The organism is Nonomuraea guangzhouensis, from assembly GCF_019396345.1.
In the GTDB taxonomy this organism is placed as follows: Bacteria; Actinomycetota; Actinomycetes; order Streptosporangiales; family Streptosporangiaceae; genus Nonomuraea; species Nonomuraea guangzhouensis.
Genome location: NZ_JAHKRM010000060.1, coordinates 21,045 through 37,320, shown reverse-complemented (window position 1 = coordinate 37,320; position 16,276 = coordinate 21,045). Strand labels below are relative to the sequence as shown.

General features: G+C 68.0%; 15 protein-coding genes and 1 pseudogene. 8 read left to right on the top strand and 8 right to left on the bottom strand.

The genetic code is table 11. The features are described from left to right. Window positions 1-158 precede the first annotated feature (158 nt). Window positions 159-1,278: pseudogene (locus tag KME78_RS67765) on the bottom strand (IS630 family transposase). A gap of 294 nt (window positions 1,279-1,572) precedes the next feature. Between KME78_RS67765 and KME78_RS60680 the strand changes: the two are divergent. Further along, a complete protein-coding gene (locus tag KME78_RS60680; RefSeq protein ID WP_219539399.1) occupies window positions 1,573-2,445 on the top strand; it encodes a universal stress protein in 873 nt (290 codons plus the stop codon). A 251-nt stretch (window positions 2,446-2,696) separates the two neighbouring features. Here the strand turns inward: KME78_RS60680 and KME78_RS60675 are convergent, their stop codons facing one another. After that, complete coding sequence (locus tag KME78_RS60675) at window positions 2,697-3,311, bottom strand: DUF305 domain-containing protein (protein WP_219539398.1); 615 nt, start codon at window positions 3,309-3,311, stop codon at window positions 2,697-2,699. Window positions 3,312-3,745: 434 nt separating this feature from the next. Between KME78_RS60675 and KME78_RS60670 the strand changes: the two genes are divergently transcribed. The 4 genes from KME78_RS60670 to KME78_RS60655 all read left to right on the top strand — a co-directional run bounded on the left by KME78_RS60670 (window position 3,746) and on the right by KME78_RS60655 (window position 8,280). After that, window positions 3,746-3,961 (top strand): DUF2933 domain-containing protein, encoded by a 216-nt coding sequence (locus KME78_RS60670; protein WP_219539397.1) that lies wholly within the window; start codon window positions 3,746-3,748, stop codon window positions 3,959-3,961. Then, window positions 3,958-6,492 (top strand): heavy metal translocating P-type ATPase, encoded by a 2,535-nt coding sequence (locus tag KME78_RS60665; RefSeq protein ID WP_219539396.1) that lies wholly within the window; start codon window positions 3,958-3,960, stop codon window positions 6,490-6,492. The genes KME78_RS60670 and KME78_RS60665 overlap by 4 nt, the downstream gene beginning before the upstream one ends. A 570-nt stretch (window positions 6,493-7,062) precedes the next feature. Then, complete coding sequence (locus tag KME78_RS68495; RefSeq protein ID WP_443687890.1) at window positions 7,063-8,049, top strand: universal stress protein; 987 nt, start codon at window positions 7,063-7,065, stop codon at window positions 8,047-8,049. Window positions 8,050-8,064: 15 nt separating this feature from the next. Next, a complete protein-coding gene (locus KME78_RS60655; RefSeq protein ID WP_219539395.1) occupies window positions 8,065-8,280 on the top strand; it encodes a DUF1918 domain-containing protein in 216 nt (71 codons plus the stop codon). 143 nt (window positions 8,281-8,423) lie between these two features. Here KME78_RS60655 and KME78_RS60650 read toward each other — a convergent pair whose 3' ends face one another. From KME78_RS60650 to KME78_RS60625, 6 genes are all read right to left on the bottom strand, one after another. Next, complete coding sequence (locus KME78_RS60650) at window positions 8,424-9,287, bottom strand: universal stress protein (protein ID WP_219539394.1); 864 nt, start codon at window positions 9,285-9,287, stop codon at window positions 8,424-8,426. A gap of 106 nt (window positions 9,288-9,393) precedes the next feature. Beyond that, the gene (locus KME78_RS60645; RefSeq protein WP_308127587.1) at window positions 9,394-10,848 is read right to left on the bottom strand and encodes a bifunctional aminoglycoside phosphotransferase/ATP-binding protein; all 1,455 of its coding nucleotides are present in this window, start codon (window positions 10,846-10,848) and stop codon (window positions 9,394-9,396) included. A gap of 157 nt (window positions 10,849-11,005) precedes the next feature. Continuing rightward, the gene (locus tag KME78_RS60640) at window positions 11,006-11,167 is read right to left on the bottom strand and encodes a BON domain-containing protein (RefSeq protein ID WP_219539392.1); all 162 of its coding nucleotides are present in this window, start codon (window positions 11,165-11,167) and stop codon (window positions 11,006-11,008) included. A 42-nt stretch (window positions 11,168-11,209) separates the two neighbouring features. Further along, window positions 11,210-12,001 (bottom strand): pyruvate formate-lyase-activating protein, encoded by a 792-nt coding sequence (gene pflA / locus KME78_RS60635; protein WP_308127586.1) that lies wholly within the window; start codon window positions 11,999-12,001, stop codon window positions 11,210-11,212. Next, window positions 11,998-14,253 (bottom strand): formate C-acetyltransferase, encoded by a 2,256-nt coding sequence (pflB, locus tag KME78_RS60630; RefSeq protein ID WP_219539391.1) that lies wholly within the window; start codon window positions 14,251-14,253, stop codon window positions 11,998-12,000. The genes pflA and pflB overlap by 4 nt, the downstream gene beginning before the upstream one ends. Continuing rightward, window positions 14,250-14,393, bottom strand: coding sequence for a hypothetical protein (locus KME78_RS60625; protein WP_219539390.1), 144 nt, complete (start codon window positions 14,391-14,393; stop codon window positions 14,250-14,252). The genes pflB and KME78_RS60625 overlap by 4 nt, the downstream gene beginning before the upstream one ends. 266 nt (window positions 14,394-14,659) lie before the next feature. Between KME78_RS60625 and KME78_RS60620 the strand changes: the two genes are divergently transcribed. From KME78_RS60620 to KME78_RS60610, 3 genes are read left to right on the top strand one after another with little or no spacing between them, the layout of a single operon-like run. Then, window positions 14,660-15,505 carry a universal stress protein gene (locus KME78_RS60620; RefSeq protein ID WP_219539389.1) on the top strand — a complete coding sequence of 282 codons (846 nt, stop codon included), beginning with the start codon at window positions 14,660-14,662 and terminating at the stop codon, window positions 15,503-15,505. Further along, window positions 15,502-15,690: a hypothetical protein gene (locus KME78_RS60615; RefSeq protein WP_219539388.1), complete on the top strand. Its 189-nt coding sequence runs from the start codon at window positions 15,502-15,504 to the stop codon at window positions 15,688-15,690. The genes KME78_RS60620 and KME78_RS60615 overlap by 4 nt, the downstream gene beginning before the upstream one ends. A gap of 18 nt (window positions 15,691-15,708) precedes the next feature. Further along, complete coding sequence (locus tag KME78_RS60610) at window positions 15,709-16,221, top strand: flavodoxin family protein (protein WP_219539387.1); 513 nt, start codon at window positions 15,709-15,711, stop codon at window positions 16,219-16,221. Window positions 16,222-16,276: the final 55 nt, after the last annotated feature.

The following is a 16,276-nucleotide window of genomic DNA, read 5'->3' as shown; positions in this document are numbered from 1 at the left end:
GCCGACATGCCGACCAGCCGAGCTCGCTCGACTTCGGTCAGATGGATCTCCAACGCCAGCGGTCCCGAATGCGCCATGCCCACAAGAATAGAAACTTATCCGGCGAATTTCAGGCGCATGACACTAGTTCTGTGGCCGGATTAGGTTCGCCGGGTTCTTCAGGCCACGGTGGCAAGGGGGTGTCCGCCCCAGCGGATGCCCTTCTCGCTGCGGATGCGGGCGCGTTCGCGGCGCTGGGCGGCGAGGACGTCGGGGTGGCGGGTGTTGGCGTTGCGCCAGCGCAGGTAGGCGTGCAGGGTGCGGGTCTGTGCGATGTGGTTGTGGTGGTTGGAGTTGGCGACGGTGAACTGCCGCAACGGCCCGAAGTGCGCCTCGATCGGGTTGGCCCAGGACGCGTAGGTCGGGGTGAAGCACAGCTCGACCCGGTTCTTCTTCGCCCAGCGCCTGATGGTGTCGCCCTTATGAGCGGACAGGTTGTCCAGGATCACGTAGAGCGGGGCGCCGTCCGGGCGGGCCGCGCGGATCGACCTCAGCGCGGCCAGGGTGTTCGCGGCGCCCTTCTTCCTGCGGTTGACGCCCCATAGGGTGTCGTCACCGACCGAGTAGCAGCCGTGGAAGTAGCGCACCCTGTGGGTGCGGCGATAGGTCGCGGGATGCCGCTCGGGCCGGCCCTGCTCGACAAGCACGACCCGGCGGTGGGCCGGATCCCGAGCGGCCCGAACTCGTCGAACGCGAACACCCGGTCCGGGAAGCGCTCCAGCACCTCCTCGATCCGGTCCAGCTTGGCGTCACGCTCCGGGTCGGGCGACTCCTTCCACGTCTTGGTCCGCTGGAAGGTGCCCCCGCGGCGGGCGAGCAGGCACCGTAACGCCTCGCGTCCGATCCCGATCAGGCGGCCGGGCACGTTCCGCAGGTAGGCGGCGAGTTTACGGATGGACCAGCGAGTGAAGGGCTGACCGAGCTTGGTCGGGCGGGTGGTGGCCATCGCCACGACGAAGTCCTCGTCGTCAGGACTGAGCAGGCGGGGACGCCCCCCGCCCACCGAGGGTCCAGGCAGGCCAGGCCCATCTCGTTGAACCGATGGATCACGTCGCAGACGGTGTCCTCGTGGGCCTGCAGCAGCTTTGCGATCACGGGCACCCGGTTGCCGCCGACCGAAGCGAGCAGCATCATCGCGCGCCGATACCGCACCGAACTGGTGCTGCCCCGGCGCACGAGCTGCTGCAGCTTCTGCCCTTCCTGGTCGGTCAACCTGCGCACACGAACAGGCTCAGCCACCACAGCCCCAACAGTCGGATCGGACGACACGCCATATCCAACCGCTCCGACCACCAACCCGGTGAACCTTCCTGGTTACAGCACTAGTTGACGGCGTCAGGATGCGGTCATGACGGGTCCTCGACCAGAGACCTGACCATGTCGGTCACCTGCGTCAGCAACTGCGGCTCCGCGGAGCCGCTTCCGGTGGCTAGGCCATTGAGTTACAGGCCGCCGATCATCTCCAAGTTTTGGGACTTCTGGCCCTGCCCGGTTAGCCACCGAGGGGCTGAAATGGAGTAGGGGGAATGTGCGATGTCCGACCTGATCGTAGTGGGTGTCGATGGTTCGGTGCCCGGATTCGACGCTGTGGCATGGGCGGCCGACGACGCCTTTCGGATGCGTGTGCCGCTGCGTAGCGTCTGTGTGGTGGAAACGTGGGCGTACCGCGTCTCGCAGACTCCCTCACCTGAGTGGGACGAGGTGCTGATCGAGAACGCGCGAAAGGTCCTGGCAGAAGCCGAGGAGCTCGCGCGCGAACGCCAGCCTACTGTCGAGGTGAGCACCGAGGTGATAAAGGGAACACCGGCGGCGGCCGTCCTTCGCGAGCAGGCCGGCGACGCAATCGAGCTGGTGGTCGGTAGCAGAGGGCTGGGTGGCTTCGCCGGGGCCATGCTCGGCTCTGTCAGCATGAACGTCGCGGGCCAGGTGCCGGTTCCGGTGGTCGTCGTCCGGCCAAGGGCCGCCGTGAAGCACGGTGAGATCGTCGTCGGCCTCGACGGCTCCCCCGCGTGCGAGCCCGCCCTGGCCTACGCCTTCCGGCAGGCCGAACTGCGCGGAAGCACTTTGCGGGCGGTATACGCCTGGGCGCTGCCATTCGCTCTGGCAGCGGGCTTCTCCTGCGACTTTGAAGCGCTGCGTGAGGCCCAACAGGGCGTCGCCAAGGAACAACTCACCCCATGGCGGGAGAGATACCCGAACGTCAAGGTAATCGCGGACGTGCGGTGCGCCCACCCCGTCGATGCGCTGGCCGCCGCCGGTGACCGGGCCGACCTGCTGGTCGTTGGCTCGCATGGCAGAACCGCGATCGGGTCGATCATCCTTGGCTCGGTCAGTCGAGGCGTCTTGCACCACGCACACTGCACGGTCGCGGTGGTGCGCGCCAATGACGCACCCACTCCGGGATGACTCGAGCGCTGACGCCAGGTTGGTAGCGACCTTGATCGGAAGACAACGCCGCATCGAATACGCGCGAGGCGGGTGGCGTGCTGTGACCGCCAGAATGTACAGGTGCACATGCTCAAAGTGCGGACCTCGAAGAAGCACAAACCAGCCGTCAGCGCGACTCGTCCGGCTTGACGGCCACCAGGATGCGGCTCATCACCTGCTCGGGGTCAGCGGCTCGAGGTTCATGATCCTTGGAGCGACGCGGCAGTCCCTCACGATCCGTTGGGCATCCGCCAGCGCCCGTCGAACCAGTCGGTCAGATACTGCTGCATCTGGAAGATCTCGGCGTGCTGGGTGTCGCGTACGGTGCGGGCGAAGCCGGTGATCTCCTGGTGCTGGATGCGGCTGTGCATGAGCAGTTGCTGCGACATCATCACTGCTGCCATGTGGTGGCCGATCATGTCCTCGAGAAACGTTCTATCCAGTGCATCGCCCGACAGTTGGGACAGATCGCGCATCATCGGCTGGTAACTCGCGGCCGCGCGGCCCGGGTACCACTTGGCCAGCCATGCTTTCATGGTGGCGATCTCGGCAGTCTGCGTCTTGACGATGGAGGCGCCCAAAGCGCGCATCTCGGCCCGGCCCGAATGCTGTAGCTGGCCGGCAGCCTCGACCGCCTCCTGATGATGAGGCACCATGTGGGCCAGGTAGTCGGCCTCGTCGTCCATCGTGACTCGATGCATTCCGCCCATTGGCCAGCCGGTCTGCTGCCATCCCGCAGCGGTAGTGGTGGGCTGGCGGTCGGCGGCGGCGAGGGCGGCCCCGCCGACGGCAGCGGCGGCGAGCAATGCCCCGGCGGCGATTGTCGCCGTTATCGAAGGTCTCATCTCGCTCCTCCACGCCCGCAGATGTCTTGCTTCCAATTTGGCGCTCGGTCCGTGGCCAGGGCCAGGGTCGTTGGGCCTTCATGCTGGGGACCAACGCCATCCGATCGGGACGCTGGGCTGGCGTGCGCCTCAGGAAGGGCCGGGTGCAGAGATCGCCGATGGCCTGGAGGTGATGGAGGATCAGCGTCGTCTTGCACCAGGGGCGGAGGGTGAGGCGTTTCGCTCGTGTCTACTACGGCGAGTAGCACTCTGTTATGGGACCTTCGACTCTTATCATCAGGACGTTCTGCTGTACCCGCAGGAGAGGTTTCCGTCACATGCTGGTGGCAGCGTAGTAGTGAGGACAGAGGGAAACCGACGTGCTTGGTGTTCCGTTGATCCCTTTCCTCGTCGTTCTCAGCGACCTCGTGCCGCGACGATCCACGGAGGCCATCATGATGAAGCAGCACCTGATCCTGGCGGCTGTTGCCGCCGTGGCCGCAATAGCGGCCGTATGGGTCGGAGCCCCGCCGAGTACGGTCCTGCTCGTGGTCTTCCTGCTGGGCTGCCCGCTCATGATGCTGATGATGATGCGGTCCATGGGCGGCCACGACGGCGACACGCAGCATGACCGTCAGGGCGAGGACCACAAGAGGGCAGGGCGGTCGTGACTGCCGCCGACTTGGTCGTGATCGGCATCGCCCTGGCCTTGCTGGGTTTCCTCGGCTGGTACTTCTTCGGGCCGAGGAAGAGCAGCCTGGCCGAGCTGCGTGACGGCGTACAGGAGATCGAGATCGTCGTGCGGGGCGGCTTCTCGCCGGACATCATCCGGGTGCGGCAGGGCACCCCCGTGCGGCTGACCTTCAATCGGAGAGAGGCCGGGGACTGCACCTCCCGGGTGGTGTTCGCCGACTTCGGCGTCAGCTGGGCGCTGCCTGCCTTCACCAAGACCACAGTGGAGTTGTTGCCGGGCAACGCGGGGGAGTACGGCTTCGCCTGCGGAATGAACATGGTGCACGGCCGCCTGATCGTCGAACCAGGCTCTGGCGGCGCTCACGATACCGCCGCGAGTACCTCACCTTCGTTGGCCGAACAACCTTCGCAGGATGTCGAGGCGACGGAGCGGCGTGCCGAGATCGCCGACCTGTCGCGTCGGGTCCTGATCGGGGCGGTGCTGACCCTGCCTGTGGCGTTCGTCGTCATGGCGCATGAGCTCTTCGGCGCGGGATGGATCCCGGAGTTCCTGCTCAACCGCTGGGTGCAGCTCGCGCTGATCGCGCCAGTGATGTTCTATACGGGCTGGCCGATCCACCGCGTGGGCTGGCTCGCTCTGCGGCACCGCTCGGCGGACATGAACAGCCTGATCACGCTGGGGACGAGCGCCGCCTTCGGCTACAGCCTGTTGGCCACGGTCGCGCCCGGCTTGCTGCCGGAGGGGGTCCGTGACGTTTATTACGAGGCCGTCGGGGTCATCCTGACGCTGATCCTGCTCGGCCGTTTGCTGGAGGTGCGGGCCAAGGCGGGCACGGGCGAGGCGATCCGCAAGCTGATCGGCCTGCAGGCCAGGACTGCCCGGGTTCAGCGCGACGGTGCGGAGATCGAGATTCCGATCGCGGACGTCGTTCCGGGCGATGTGGTCGTCGTACGGCCGGGCGAGAAGGTCCCGGTCGACGGGGTCATCGTGAAGGGCCGCTCGACGCTGGATGAGTCGATGGTGACCGGCGAGTCGATTCCGGTGGACAAGGGCCCGGGCGATGGCGTGGTGGGCGCGACGGTAAACCAGACGGGATCGTTCACGTTCAGGGCCGAGAAGGTCGGCGCGGAAACGGCGCTGGCCCAGATCATCCGTCTCGTCCAGGCCGCCCAAGCCTCCCGTGCGCCGATCCAGCGGCTGGCCGACCTGGTGTCCGGCTATTTCGTCCCGGTGGTCATCGCCATCGCGATCGTGACTTTCGCCGTGTGGTTCGTCGCCGGACCGGCGCCGGCGTTGACGTTGGCTTTGGTGGCGGCGGTAGCCGTATTGATCATCGCCTGTCCGTGCGCGCTTGGGCTGGCCACCCCGCTTTCCATCATGGTGGGCACCGGGAAGGGGGCTCAGTCCGGCATCCTGATCCGCGACGCCGAAGCTCTGGAAACCGCGTGCAAGCTGGACACGATCGTCCTGGACAAGACCGGCACCATCACCCGTGGCAAGCCGGCGCTCACGGACGTCATTCCGTACGGAGACTGGGCGGCCGATGAGGTGTTGCGCCTGGCCGCCTGTGCTGAACGTTCCTCCGAGCACCCCCTGGGCCAGGCTGTGGTCGAGGGCGCGACAGGGCGCGGCCTGATCCTCACCGAGCCGTCGGAGTTCGACTCGGTCACTGGGCAGGGTATCGCGGCGACCGTCGAGGGGCGCCATGTGCTGGTCGGCGGGAAGCGTCTGCTCGGCGACACCTCCGCGCTTGATGAAGAGGCCGATCGCCTGGCCCGGGCGGGCCGTACCCCGATCATGGTCGCCGTGGACGGCGAGCCCGCTGGGGTGATCGCGGTGGCCGACACCGTCAAAAACGACTCCCGCCAGGCCATCGCAGCTCTGCAGCGGCTGGGACTTCAGGTGGTGATGATCACTGGAGACAACCGGCGGACGGCCGAAGCCATCGCCCGCCAGGTCGGCATCACCCGGGTGTTGGCCGAGGTGCTGCCCGCGCACAAGTCTGCCGAGATCGCCCGCCTGCAGGGAGAAGGGTCGAGGGTCGGTATGGTCGGCGACGGCATCAACGACGCGCCCGCGCTGGCCCAGGCCGATATCGGCTTTGCCATCGGCACCGGCACCGACGTGGCCATCGAGGCCTCCGACATCACGTTGATCTCCGGCGCGCTCGGCGGGGTGGTTACCGCGGTACGGCTGTCGCGGACCACGATGCGCAACATCCGGCAGAACCTGTTCCTGGCCTTCGTCTACAACGTGGTGGGCATCCCGGTCGCGGCTGGGGTGCTCTATCCTTTCCTCGGAATCCGGCTCAGCCCTGTCTTCGCCGCCGCCGCGATGGCACTGTCGTCGCTGTCGGTGGTGGGCAATGCCAACCGGCTGCGCCGCTTCACCCCGCCGGCGTTGCTCCCCGCGCCGCCGCTCCCGCCCGATCAGCACGTCACCGTCGAAACGGGAGCCGAGTCCACCGCTGTAACCGAACCGGTTCTGCGGAATGGTGGTCGAACCTAGTCGGCCTGTCGTCCATGTTCTGGATGAAGTCGTGCTCCAGGTCGGGGTTCTTGCCGGGCGCACGCCACCACGTTCGAAGATGAGGGCCACAGCGCCGAAGGCGACGCTGAGCTCCCGATGATCGGGCAGGCTCCGGCGAGGAAGGCCTCGGAGCGCCGCCAGATAGGTGGGCATCAGCCCGCGCCGCGTGTAGATCTGCAGGTCGGTCATCCAACTCGCCGTCAGCAACCGCACCGCGACGTCGGGCACGCGATTGCCTCGCCCCGCAGGATGAGCCGCAACACCCGATCCGGCAAGAGACTTTGGTCACCCACGCAACATGGTCTAGCGCGGGCCAAGCCGAACCGCATGCACGACACCTCGTCGATAGCTCGGCCCACCGCCGGAGCGCCGATCGTTCCGGCGTGAACCGGTCCGCGTGGATATCGTCCCTGGGCCGGGGTAGTCGGGGAACTGGCGGGATCCGGGGGTGCTGGTTTCGCGAAAAGGACGTTTCGCTGTGCCGGTAGCGGCGCCGATTCTCCTGACAGATGCGAGGTGAGGGCGATGGTCGGTCTCCACGGAGTGGTCGTGGGTTACGACGGCTCGGATTTCTCGATGCAGGCCTTGGACTGGGCGCTCGATGAGTGCGAGTTGAGGGAGTTGCCGCTGACGGTCACCCATGCGTGGCGTTGGCCCTACGGTGAGGTGGCCGAAGAGGTCAAGCTGCACCTGCGGAAGGCCGCCGAGCATGTGCTCTATCATGGCGCCGAGTGTGCGCGCTCTTCCAGCACGCTGGCCGATGTCGAGGAAGATCTGTACGAGGGCTCACCCGCCGAACGCATCGTTGAGCTGTCGGCCGGCGCGGACCTTGTGGTCGTCGGTTCCCGAGGCCTGGGTGCCCTGGCCAGGTCGGTGGTTGGCTCGGTCACTGCCTACGTCGCGGCCCACGCGCGAGCTCCGGTGGTCATCGTGCGTGGCCCTGGCCCGCTCCCCGTGGCGTCCCGTCCAGGCCCCGTTGTCCTAGGTCTGAGCCCGACGACGCCGGATACGGCACTGCAGTTCGCCTTCGACGAGGCCGCTCTGCGTCAGCTTCGGCTGGTGGCGGTGCACGCCGTCCACCTGCATGCCATGGCATGGGGAGTGGCGATGCCACCCGTACCCGACGTTGAAGCTCTCACCAAGGCCGGGCAGAAACGGATGGAGGATCGTCTAGCCCCCTGGCGCGACCGCCATGCGGAGGTCCGCGTGGCGGCGCGGGCCGTCTTCGCCCCCGGCCAACGAGGCCCTGCGCGCCGCGTCGGCACAGGCGAGCCTCCTCATTGTCGGCGCGGAACGAACCAGGCACCACGGTCATCTGGGCACGGTGGTCAGGGCGATGGTCGAGCACGCCGCCTGCCCGGTCGCCGTCGTCCCTGGCTTCGCCGACCGACCATAGGAGGAGAAGGGCGATCTTGGGGCGGCCGTCCGGCCGCCCGCCCGTCCGGCCTCCCCATTGCCGCCCCCTGGAAGGACTGGACGTCAGGGCCACAGAGCGATTCGCGGGCCACCGCCCAGATGGGCGGCCGCCGCGGTTGAGGGGAGGAGACCGGTATGAAGGCATCGATAGGAGACCGACTGATCGTCGAGGGCACCTACAACCATGAGCCCCGGCGGATCGGCGTGATCACGGAGTTGCGCCATGATGATGGTTCTCCACCGTACGTTGTGCACTGGATGGACTCCGAACGTGAAACCCTTGTGTTCCCAGGGCCGGACGCCCATGTGGTGAGCAAACGGGAGCGGGAGTCATCGCTCCCGCCTCTGTGAGTGCGGGTGTCCATGCGGGAAGGTGCCCGGGGTGCCGATAGCTGTGCGTGGCCCAGCCCTTCGGGCGGAACACGAGCGGTGGGGTCAAACACCAACCAGGGCGTTTCCTCGGCCGTGCTATCGCCTCTGCTTCATGACGCCGGCTAACCCCGTGGCCGGATCACCGCGACCGGGCAGGTGACGTGGTGCAGCACACCGCGGCTCACCGAGCCGAGCATCGCCGAGGCGAAGCCGCCCATCCCACGCGAGCCCACCACGACCAGATCGGCCGAGGCCGAGGCGTTCATAAGGGCGGCGACGGGATGCTCGCATACCTGCTCATCGGTGAGTTCGACGTCGGGGTTCTTCTCCCGCCACGGGGTCGCCGCCTCGTGAGCCGCACGCTTCTGCTGCTCGAAGGTGCTCTCCAGCGCGCTGCTGTAGCCGGTGGCGTACGGCGAGGACAGCGGCGCCTGCCAGGCGTAGACCACCTGCAGGCGGGCCTGACGGGCACGCGCCTGCTCGATGGCGTACTCCATCGCCACTTGCGCGCACTTCGATCTGTCGTAGCCCACCACGATCTGGCCGTGCCGGGCCCCGGCGGGGGCACGTACGATGACGACGGGCCCGTTGGCATGCCCGGCCACGGCCACGCTGACCGAGCCGAGCAGCATCCCGGTGAATCCGCCGAGTCCCCTGCTGCCCAGGACCACGCTGTCGGCCGAGGCCGACTCGGCGATCAACTGCTCGGCGACGTTGCCATCGCGCAGTTCCGTGGTCACATCCAGACCTGGCGCCAACTCGCGCGCCCTGTTGGCGGCGGCCTGGAGCGCTTCGGCGGAGTACTCCGCTTCCGCCTCGTCCAGGCTGAGCGGCCACTGGGCCTTGCCCAGGCCGGGTGCCCATTGCTCGCGCACGTGCACCAGGCGTAGCGAGCGTCCGCGGCGGCTCGCGTCATCGGCCGCCCACTCGGCCGCCGCGGTCGCCGGAGCGGAACCGTCCACACCCACTACGATCTGTCCTGCCATCACACACTCCCTTTCACCGGCCTGGCTCTCACCGCCACGTTCTCGAACATTGCCGCGGACCACTCTGCGGCTGCCCCGCCCCTGCCTTGACCGGGGTGGTAAGTGATCAATCGGGTTTCATTTGAGGGCGCCGGAACCGCTGTGGCACCGTCGGCCATCGAGCGTGGATCGCCGCCAGGGCCTGCTCGGTCGCCTGCTCCGGGGACGCACTGGTGTCGATCTCGATGGCGTCAGGCCAGGGCACCGCCTTCGCCGTGATGGCGGCGGCGATCGCCTGGTCGGCGTCGGACATCCCGTCTTCGCGGTTGGTCAGTCGCTCCGCGATCAGCTGCGGCGGAGTGGTGCAGTGCAAGGCCACGAGGTCGCTGGAGGTGTGCCGCGCCAGGCGCCTGGCGGCCTCCCGCTGTCCGGTATCGCTCCAGGAAGCGTCGATGATGACCGGCTCGCCGTGACGCAGCAGGGTCTCCGCCCGGGACAGCAGTTCGTGGTACGTGCGCTCGGTCCACTCCCGGCGGTAGATGCCTTCGCCGAAGGGGGCCGGCGCGTGCTGTTCGGGCGTGATGCCGGCGAGTTCCTTGCGGATGCGGTCGCTGTGCAGCAGCGGGTAGCCGAGCCGGTCGGCGATCGCCGCGGCGGTGGTGGTCTTGCCGGTGGCCGGACTCCCACCGACCAGGACCAAGGTCACCGCGCCGGCCCGCAGGTGGCGCAGCGTCAGCTCGGCGAGTTCGCGAGCCTCCCGCGCCGCGCCGGAGTCTCCCTGCTGATGCCGCAGACCGGCGACCTTGGCGCGGACGAAGGCCCGGTAGGCGACGTAGTGATGCCACAGCGAGGGCGGCGCGAGATCACCAGAGAACTCGGTGTACCAGTGGAGGAATTGCTCGGCCGGCCGAAGGGCGCCCAGCCGCTCCAGGTCCATGGCCAGGAAGGCGGCGTCGTCCAATCCATCGAGAAAGCGCAGCCGTTCGTCGAATTCCAGGCAGTCCAGGATCCGTGGCCCGTCGTCCAGGCAGAAGATGTCGTCGGCCAGCAGGTCGCCGTGACCGTCCACGATGCGTCCCTCGCTGAGCCGATTGGCGAACAGGGGCCCACGACCGTCGAGGAAGCGTAGAACGAGTCGTTCGATCCCCTGGATCACCTCGGCGTCGAGAACCGCATCAGGCAGCGCCCGGACCTGCTCGAAACTCGCCGTCCAGCGGCCCTGTAGCGCCTGCACCTCTCCCTGCCTGTCGATCAGGGGGTCGCGGCTGCTCCGGCCGTGCAGGCTCGCGACCATCCGGGCGACCTGGCGTAGATGATCCTCCACTGGTTCGCCTGAGCGGATCATCGTGGCGAGACGGCGGTCCTCGGCCATGCGCCGCATCACAACGAGATGCTCGCAGAGCTGCCCGTCGGGGCCGAGCACGTCAGCGACCCCCTCGTAGACATCAGGTGCCAGCCTCCGGTTGAGCTTCACCTCCTCGTGGCAGATGGCCCACCGAGCCTCGCGAGTGGTGAAGTCCAGGAAGCCGAGATTCACCGGTTTCCTCAGCTTGACGGCCTGATCCCCGAGAAGGATCACCACTGCGGAATGCGTCTCCTTGATCTGTGCCCACGGTCCCATCGATGACGCCCCCGTGCTCTGCCGCCCATTTGGCCAGGACCTGGCCCGACGAGTGTGCCTCGTCTTGCGATGTGCTCTCCCGGCTGCCCGTATCTGTATTTTCCCAGGTCAAGGCGACTTACTCGGTCACGGACTTACCACGACGACGGGCGAGTGTGAGCGCGGGATACGGCTCGATCACATCGACCACCCCATTGACCCGCTGGATCATCCACGCGGCGATCTGCGCGTCGCTGCGGCGGTTCACAGACCCACTGAGCGTCACGACACCCCTGTCCACCTAAGGGATTCGCTGGTCGCCAGATCGGAGCGGATAAACATCCTAGGTGCTGGCCACACCGTGGGCGTGGAATTGGGCGTGTACACGGTTGAGCAGGTCTTGATCGGGTGGTGCGACGTCGAACAGCGGAAAAGATAGGCCGAGCTTGCGGTATTTGTCCGCGGCCATGCGGTGGAAGGGCAGGACGTCGACCCGTTCGACGTTGCCCAGGTCCGCGACGAAGCGGGCCAGGCCGTCCACGTTCGCTTCATCGTCGGTGAGCCCGGGGACGAGGACGAACCGTATCCAGGTGGGACGGCCAAGTGCGGCGAGCCGGCGGGCGAAACGCAGGGTCGGTTCCAGCGGACCGCCCGTCACTTTGCGGTAGGTGGCAGGGTCGGAGGACTTGATGTCGAGCAGGACCAGGTCGGTGTCAGCGAGCATGGCGTCGCTCATCCGATCGCCGAGCAGCCCAGAGGTGTCCAGGGCAGTGTGCAGGCCGTTGTCGTGGCAGCGACGCAGCAGGTCGGCGGTGAAGTCGAGCTGGAGCAGCGGCTCGCCGCCGCTGATGGTCACCCCGCCGCCTGCCACCGAGATGAAGCGCCGGTATCTGTCGATCTCGGTCATGACCTCCCGCACCGAGACCGGATGGCCGTCGCGCCTCCGCCAGGTCTCGGGGTTCTGGCAGTACAGGCAGCGCAGAGGGCAGCCGCAGGTGAACACCACGAATCGGGTGCCGGGTCCGTCCACGCCGATGGACAGGTCCCAGGAGCTGATCACGCCGGTGCCCGGCTGTGCCGGCGGGTGGCACAGCTCGATGGCGGCCTGCCGGAGCTCGGCCTGACGGGTGTTCACAGCGATCCGTGGAAGGTGCGGTTGATGACGTCGCGTTGCTGTTCGGGGGTGAGTCGGACGAAGTTGACGGCGTAGCCGGAGACGCGGATGGTGAGTTGCGGGTAGCGGTCGGGATGCTCCATGGCGTCCAACAGCACGGCGCGGGTGAGCACGTTGACGTTCATGTGGAAGCCGGCCGCGTCGAAGTAGCCGTCCAGCACGCCGACCAGGTTGTCCACGCGTTCGGCCGGTGTACGGCCGAGCCCGTCGGGGGTGGCGGTGTTGGTCAGGGAGATGCCGTCGAGTGCTTGGTCGTAGGGGAGTTTGGCCACTGACAGCGCGGAGGCGACCAGGCCGTGGCGGTCGCGGCCGTTGCTCGGGTTGGCGCCGGGGGCGAACGGCTCTCCGGCGCGCCTGCCGTCGGGGGTGTTGCCGGTGTGCTTGCCGTACACGACGTTGGAGGTGATCGTGAGCACGGACTGGGTGTGCTCGGCGTCGCGGTAGGCGGGGTGGCGGCGGACCTTGGCCATGAACGAGCGGACCAGGTTGACGGCGATGGCGTCGGCGCGGTCGTCGTTGTTGCCGTAGGCCGGGTAGTCGCCGTCGACGGTGTAGTCGACGGCCAGGCCGCTCTCGTCGCGGATCACGGTGACGCGGGCGTGCTTGATGGCCGACAGGCTGTCGGCGGTGACGGACAGTCCGGCGATGCCGCAGGCCAGGGTGCGTTTGACGGGGTAGTCGTGCAGGGCCATCTCGATGCGCTCGTAGGCGTATTTGTCGTGCATGTAGTGGATGATGTTCAGCGCGTTGACGTAGGTGGCGGCCAGCCAGTCCATCGTCCGGTCGAACGCCGCGCGGACCTGTTCGTAGTCGAGGTGGTCGCCGGTCAGCGCCGGGTAGGCGGGGCCGATCTGTTCGCCGGTGATCTCGTCGCGGCCGCCGTTGATCGCGTACAGGAGCGTCTTGGCGAGGTTGACCCGGGCGCCGAAGAACTGCATCTGCCGCCCCACCGGCGCGGCCGAGACGCAGCAGGCGATGGCGGTGTCGTCGCCGAAGCGCGGCCGCATCAGGTCGTCGCTCTCGTACTGGATCGAGCTGGTCTCGATGGACAGCTCGGCACAGAAGCGCTTGAACGGCTCCGGAAGGCGCGGCGACCAGAAGACGGTGAGGTTCGGCTCGGGGGCGGGGCCGAGGTTGCGCAGTGTCTGCAGGTAGCGGTAGCTGGTGCGGGTGACCAGCGTGCGGCCGTCGGAGCCCATGCCGCCGATCGACTCGGTCACCCAGGTGGGGTCGCCGGAGAAGAGCTGGTCGTATTCCGGGGTGCGCAGGAAGCGGACGATGCGCAGCTTGATGACGAAGTCGTCGATGAGCTCCTGCGCGCGCTCTTCGGTGATCAGACCCTCGGCCAGGTCACGCCGCAGGTAGACGTCGACGAAGGTGGAGGTACGGCCGAGCGACATGGCGGCGCCGTTCTGCTCCTTGATCGCGGCCAGGTAGGCGAAGTACAGCCACTGGATCGCCTCGCGTGCGGTGGTGGCGGGATGGGAGATGTCGTAGCCGTAGGAGGCGGCCAACTGCTTCAGCTCGGCCAGCGCGCGCAGTTGCTCGGCCAGTTCCTCGCGGTCACGGATCACCGCGTCGGTGGCGAAGGCGCCCTCCAACGAGCGCAGCTCGGCCTGCTTGGCCTCGATCAGCCGATCCACGCCGTACAGCGCGACCCGGCGGTAGTCGCCGATGATCCGGCCACGGCCATAGGAGTCGGGCAGGCCGGTGATGACGCCTGCCCGGCGGGCGCGCCGGATCTCGGGAGTGTAGGCGTCGAACACGCCGTCGTTGTGAGTCTTGCGGTACTTGGTGAAGATCTGCCGTACCAGGGGATCGAGGGTGCGGCCGTAGGCGGCGAGCCCGGATTCCACCATGCGCAGTCCGCCCGCGGGCATGATGGCGCGCTTCAGCGGCGCGTCGGTCTGCAGACCGAAGATCAGCTCGCGGTCGGCGTCGATGTAGCCGGGGCGGTGGGAGGTGATGGACGACGGCGTCACGGTGTCGACGTCGTAGATCCCGCGCCGTCGCTCTTCGGGGAACATCGCCGAGACCTTCGCCCACACGGCCGCGGTGCGCTCCGTCGGGCCGGCCAGGAATTCCGCGCCGCCTTCGTAGGGCGTGTAGTTGGCCTGGATGAAGGCGCGTACGTCCACCGCCGACCGCCAGGCCGTGCCGCTGAAGCCACGCCATGCCCCAAGCTCGGTGGGGTGGTCCGTCGTGGCCGTCATGGGGTTCTCCTGTACAGGTCGGTGCTGCAGATGGTGACCGCGTCCACGCGGACGACGGCGTCGGTAGGCTCGATCAGCTGCGGAGCGGGAGTCTCCGCCCAGGACCGCCAGCCGGGACCGTGGTAGATGAGCGCCTTCATCACGCCTCCTTGCGCTGCTCACCTCTCACGCTCGCTGGGACGAGCCGATCTGCCTAGGGACGAAGGTCCCGCCGCATCGATGCCTTTCGGCCGTGCCTACCTTCGCTCACGCTCGATGACAGTGCCCGGACGGCCCGGCGAAGGTCCCGCAGCCCGGCTCATCTTGGGACCAACGGCACCCGCATTCGGGACTTCGTCCTCCGGTGACCGGTTGCCCGTTTGGCAAGGCTGGAAGTGAAAGGGCGAGCTCGTGAAGGAGACGCGTGATGAACGGACGGATCGTGGTCGGTGTGGACGGGTCCGCGCCGGCGACAGCAGCTGTGGAATGGGCCGCCGCCGACGCGCGACGCAGAGGACTGGACCTGCGGATCGTGCACGTCTGCGAGCAGTGGCCACACGGGCTCGCCGCGTTCAGCGCGGAGTACTGCGCGGGTGCGCTGGAGGCCGCCGCTGACCGGGCGCGCGAGCTGGCCGGTGAGGTCGAGGTGACGACGGAACTACGCGCCGGGAACGTGATCGACGATCTGATCGATGAGTCCGCGTCGGCCGACAGTGTGGTAGTGGGCAGCAGGGGGCTCGGCGGTTTCGGCGGCATGGTGCTCGGCTCGGTCAGCGCCGCGGTCGCCGGCCACGCGCATGGCCCGGTCGTGATCGTGCGCGGGCCAGGCCGGGAAGAGCACGGCCGGATCGTCGTCGGCTACGACGGGTCCGAGCACTCCGAGGCCGCCATGCAGTACGCCATCGAGCAGGCCCGCACCCGCCACGCGCGGCTGCACGTCCTGTATGCCTGGCAGCTGCCGATTTTCTCCCCTTACGCGGCCGGCTACAACAGCCTGCTGGAGAAGGCCTTCCAGCACGAGGCCCGTATAGCCGGCGAGCGCGTGGCCCCCTGGCGCGAGAAGAACCCCGACGTCGAGATCACCGACGAGCAGCTGTGCGAGCACCCGGCTGCCGCCCTGATCAAGGCCGCGACCACGGCCGACCTGGTCGTCGTCGGGTCGCGGGGGCTGGGCGGCTTCGCCTCCGCGGTGCTGGGTTCGGTCAGCCGTTCCGTGCTGCACCACGTCACCTGTCCAGTGGCGGTCGTACGGCCCCGCGAGGAGCGGCCATGAACATCGGGTCGCTGACCGCCACAGAGGTCATGAGCCGCATCCTGGTCGCGGTCAAACTGGATGAGTCGCCGCTGATGGCCTGGGAACTGTCGGCGGTGGCGGGCCGTACCCCGCACTTAAAGGAGGGCGGCGACGTGGTGACCGGCATGTTCCATCTCGAGCCCGTGATACCGGCGCGGAGCTGAGCCCGAAGGAGGCAGGAGATGTACGCGCTGATCGTTTACGAGTCCATGTTCGGCAACACCAAGCAAATCGCCGAGGCGGTAGCTGAGGGGCTGGCCACCGCGATGAGGACCGAGGTCCTGGAGGTCGGCTCCGCGCCCGCCTCGGTCGAGGAGGACGTTGGCCTGCTAGTCGTCGGCGGCCCCACGCACGCCTTCGGGATGAGCAGGGCATCGACCCGGCAATCGGCTGCCCAGCAGGGCCGGGTGCTCTCCCAGGGGCAGGGGGTGCGGGAGTGGCTGGCCACCGTTCAGACGCCGTCGGCCAGGCTCGCCTCGGCCGCCTTCGACACCCGGATCGCCAAGCCGCGCATGCCCGGCTCGGCCGCGCGCGGTGTCGCCAAGCGGTTACGCCGGCTCGGCCTCGCCCTGGCCGCGCCCGCCGAGAGCTTCTACGTCACGGGCACCCAGGGGCCGCTGGTGGCCGGTGAGATGGAGCGAGCCAGGCAATGGGGCGAGGGTCTCGGCTCGTCGTTCCTGATCCCGGCATCCTGAGACCGTCAGAAGGCGCCGTTGCGAGGCCACCGCTGATCGGCTGGCCCGCCTGGAG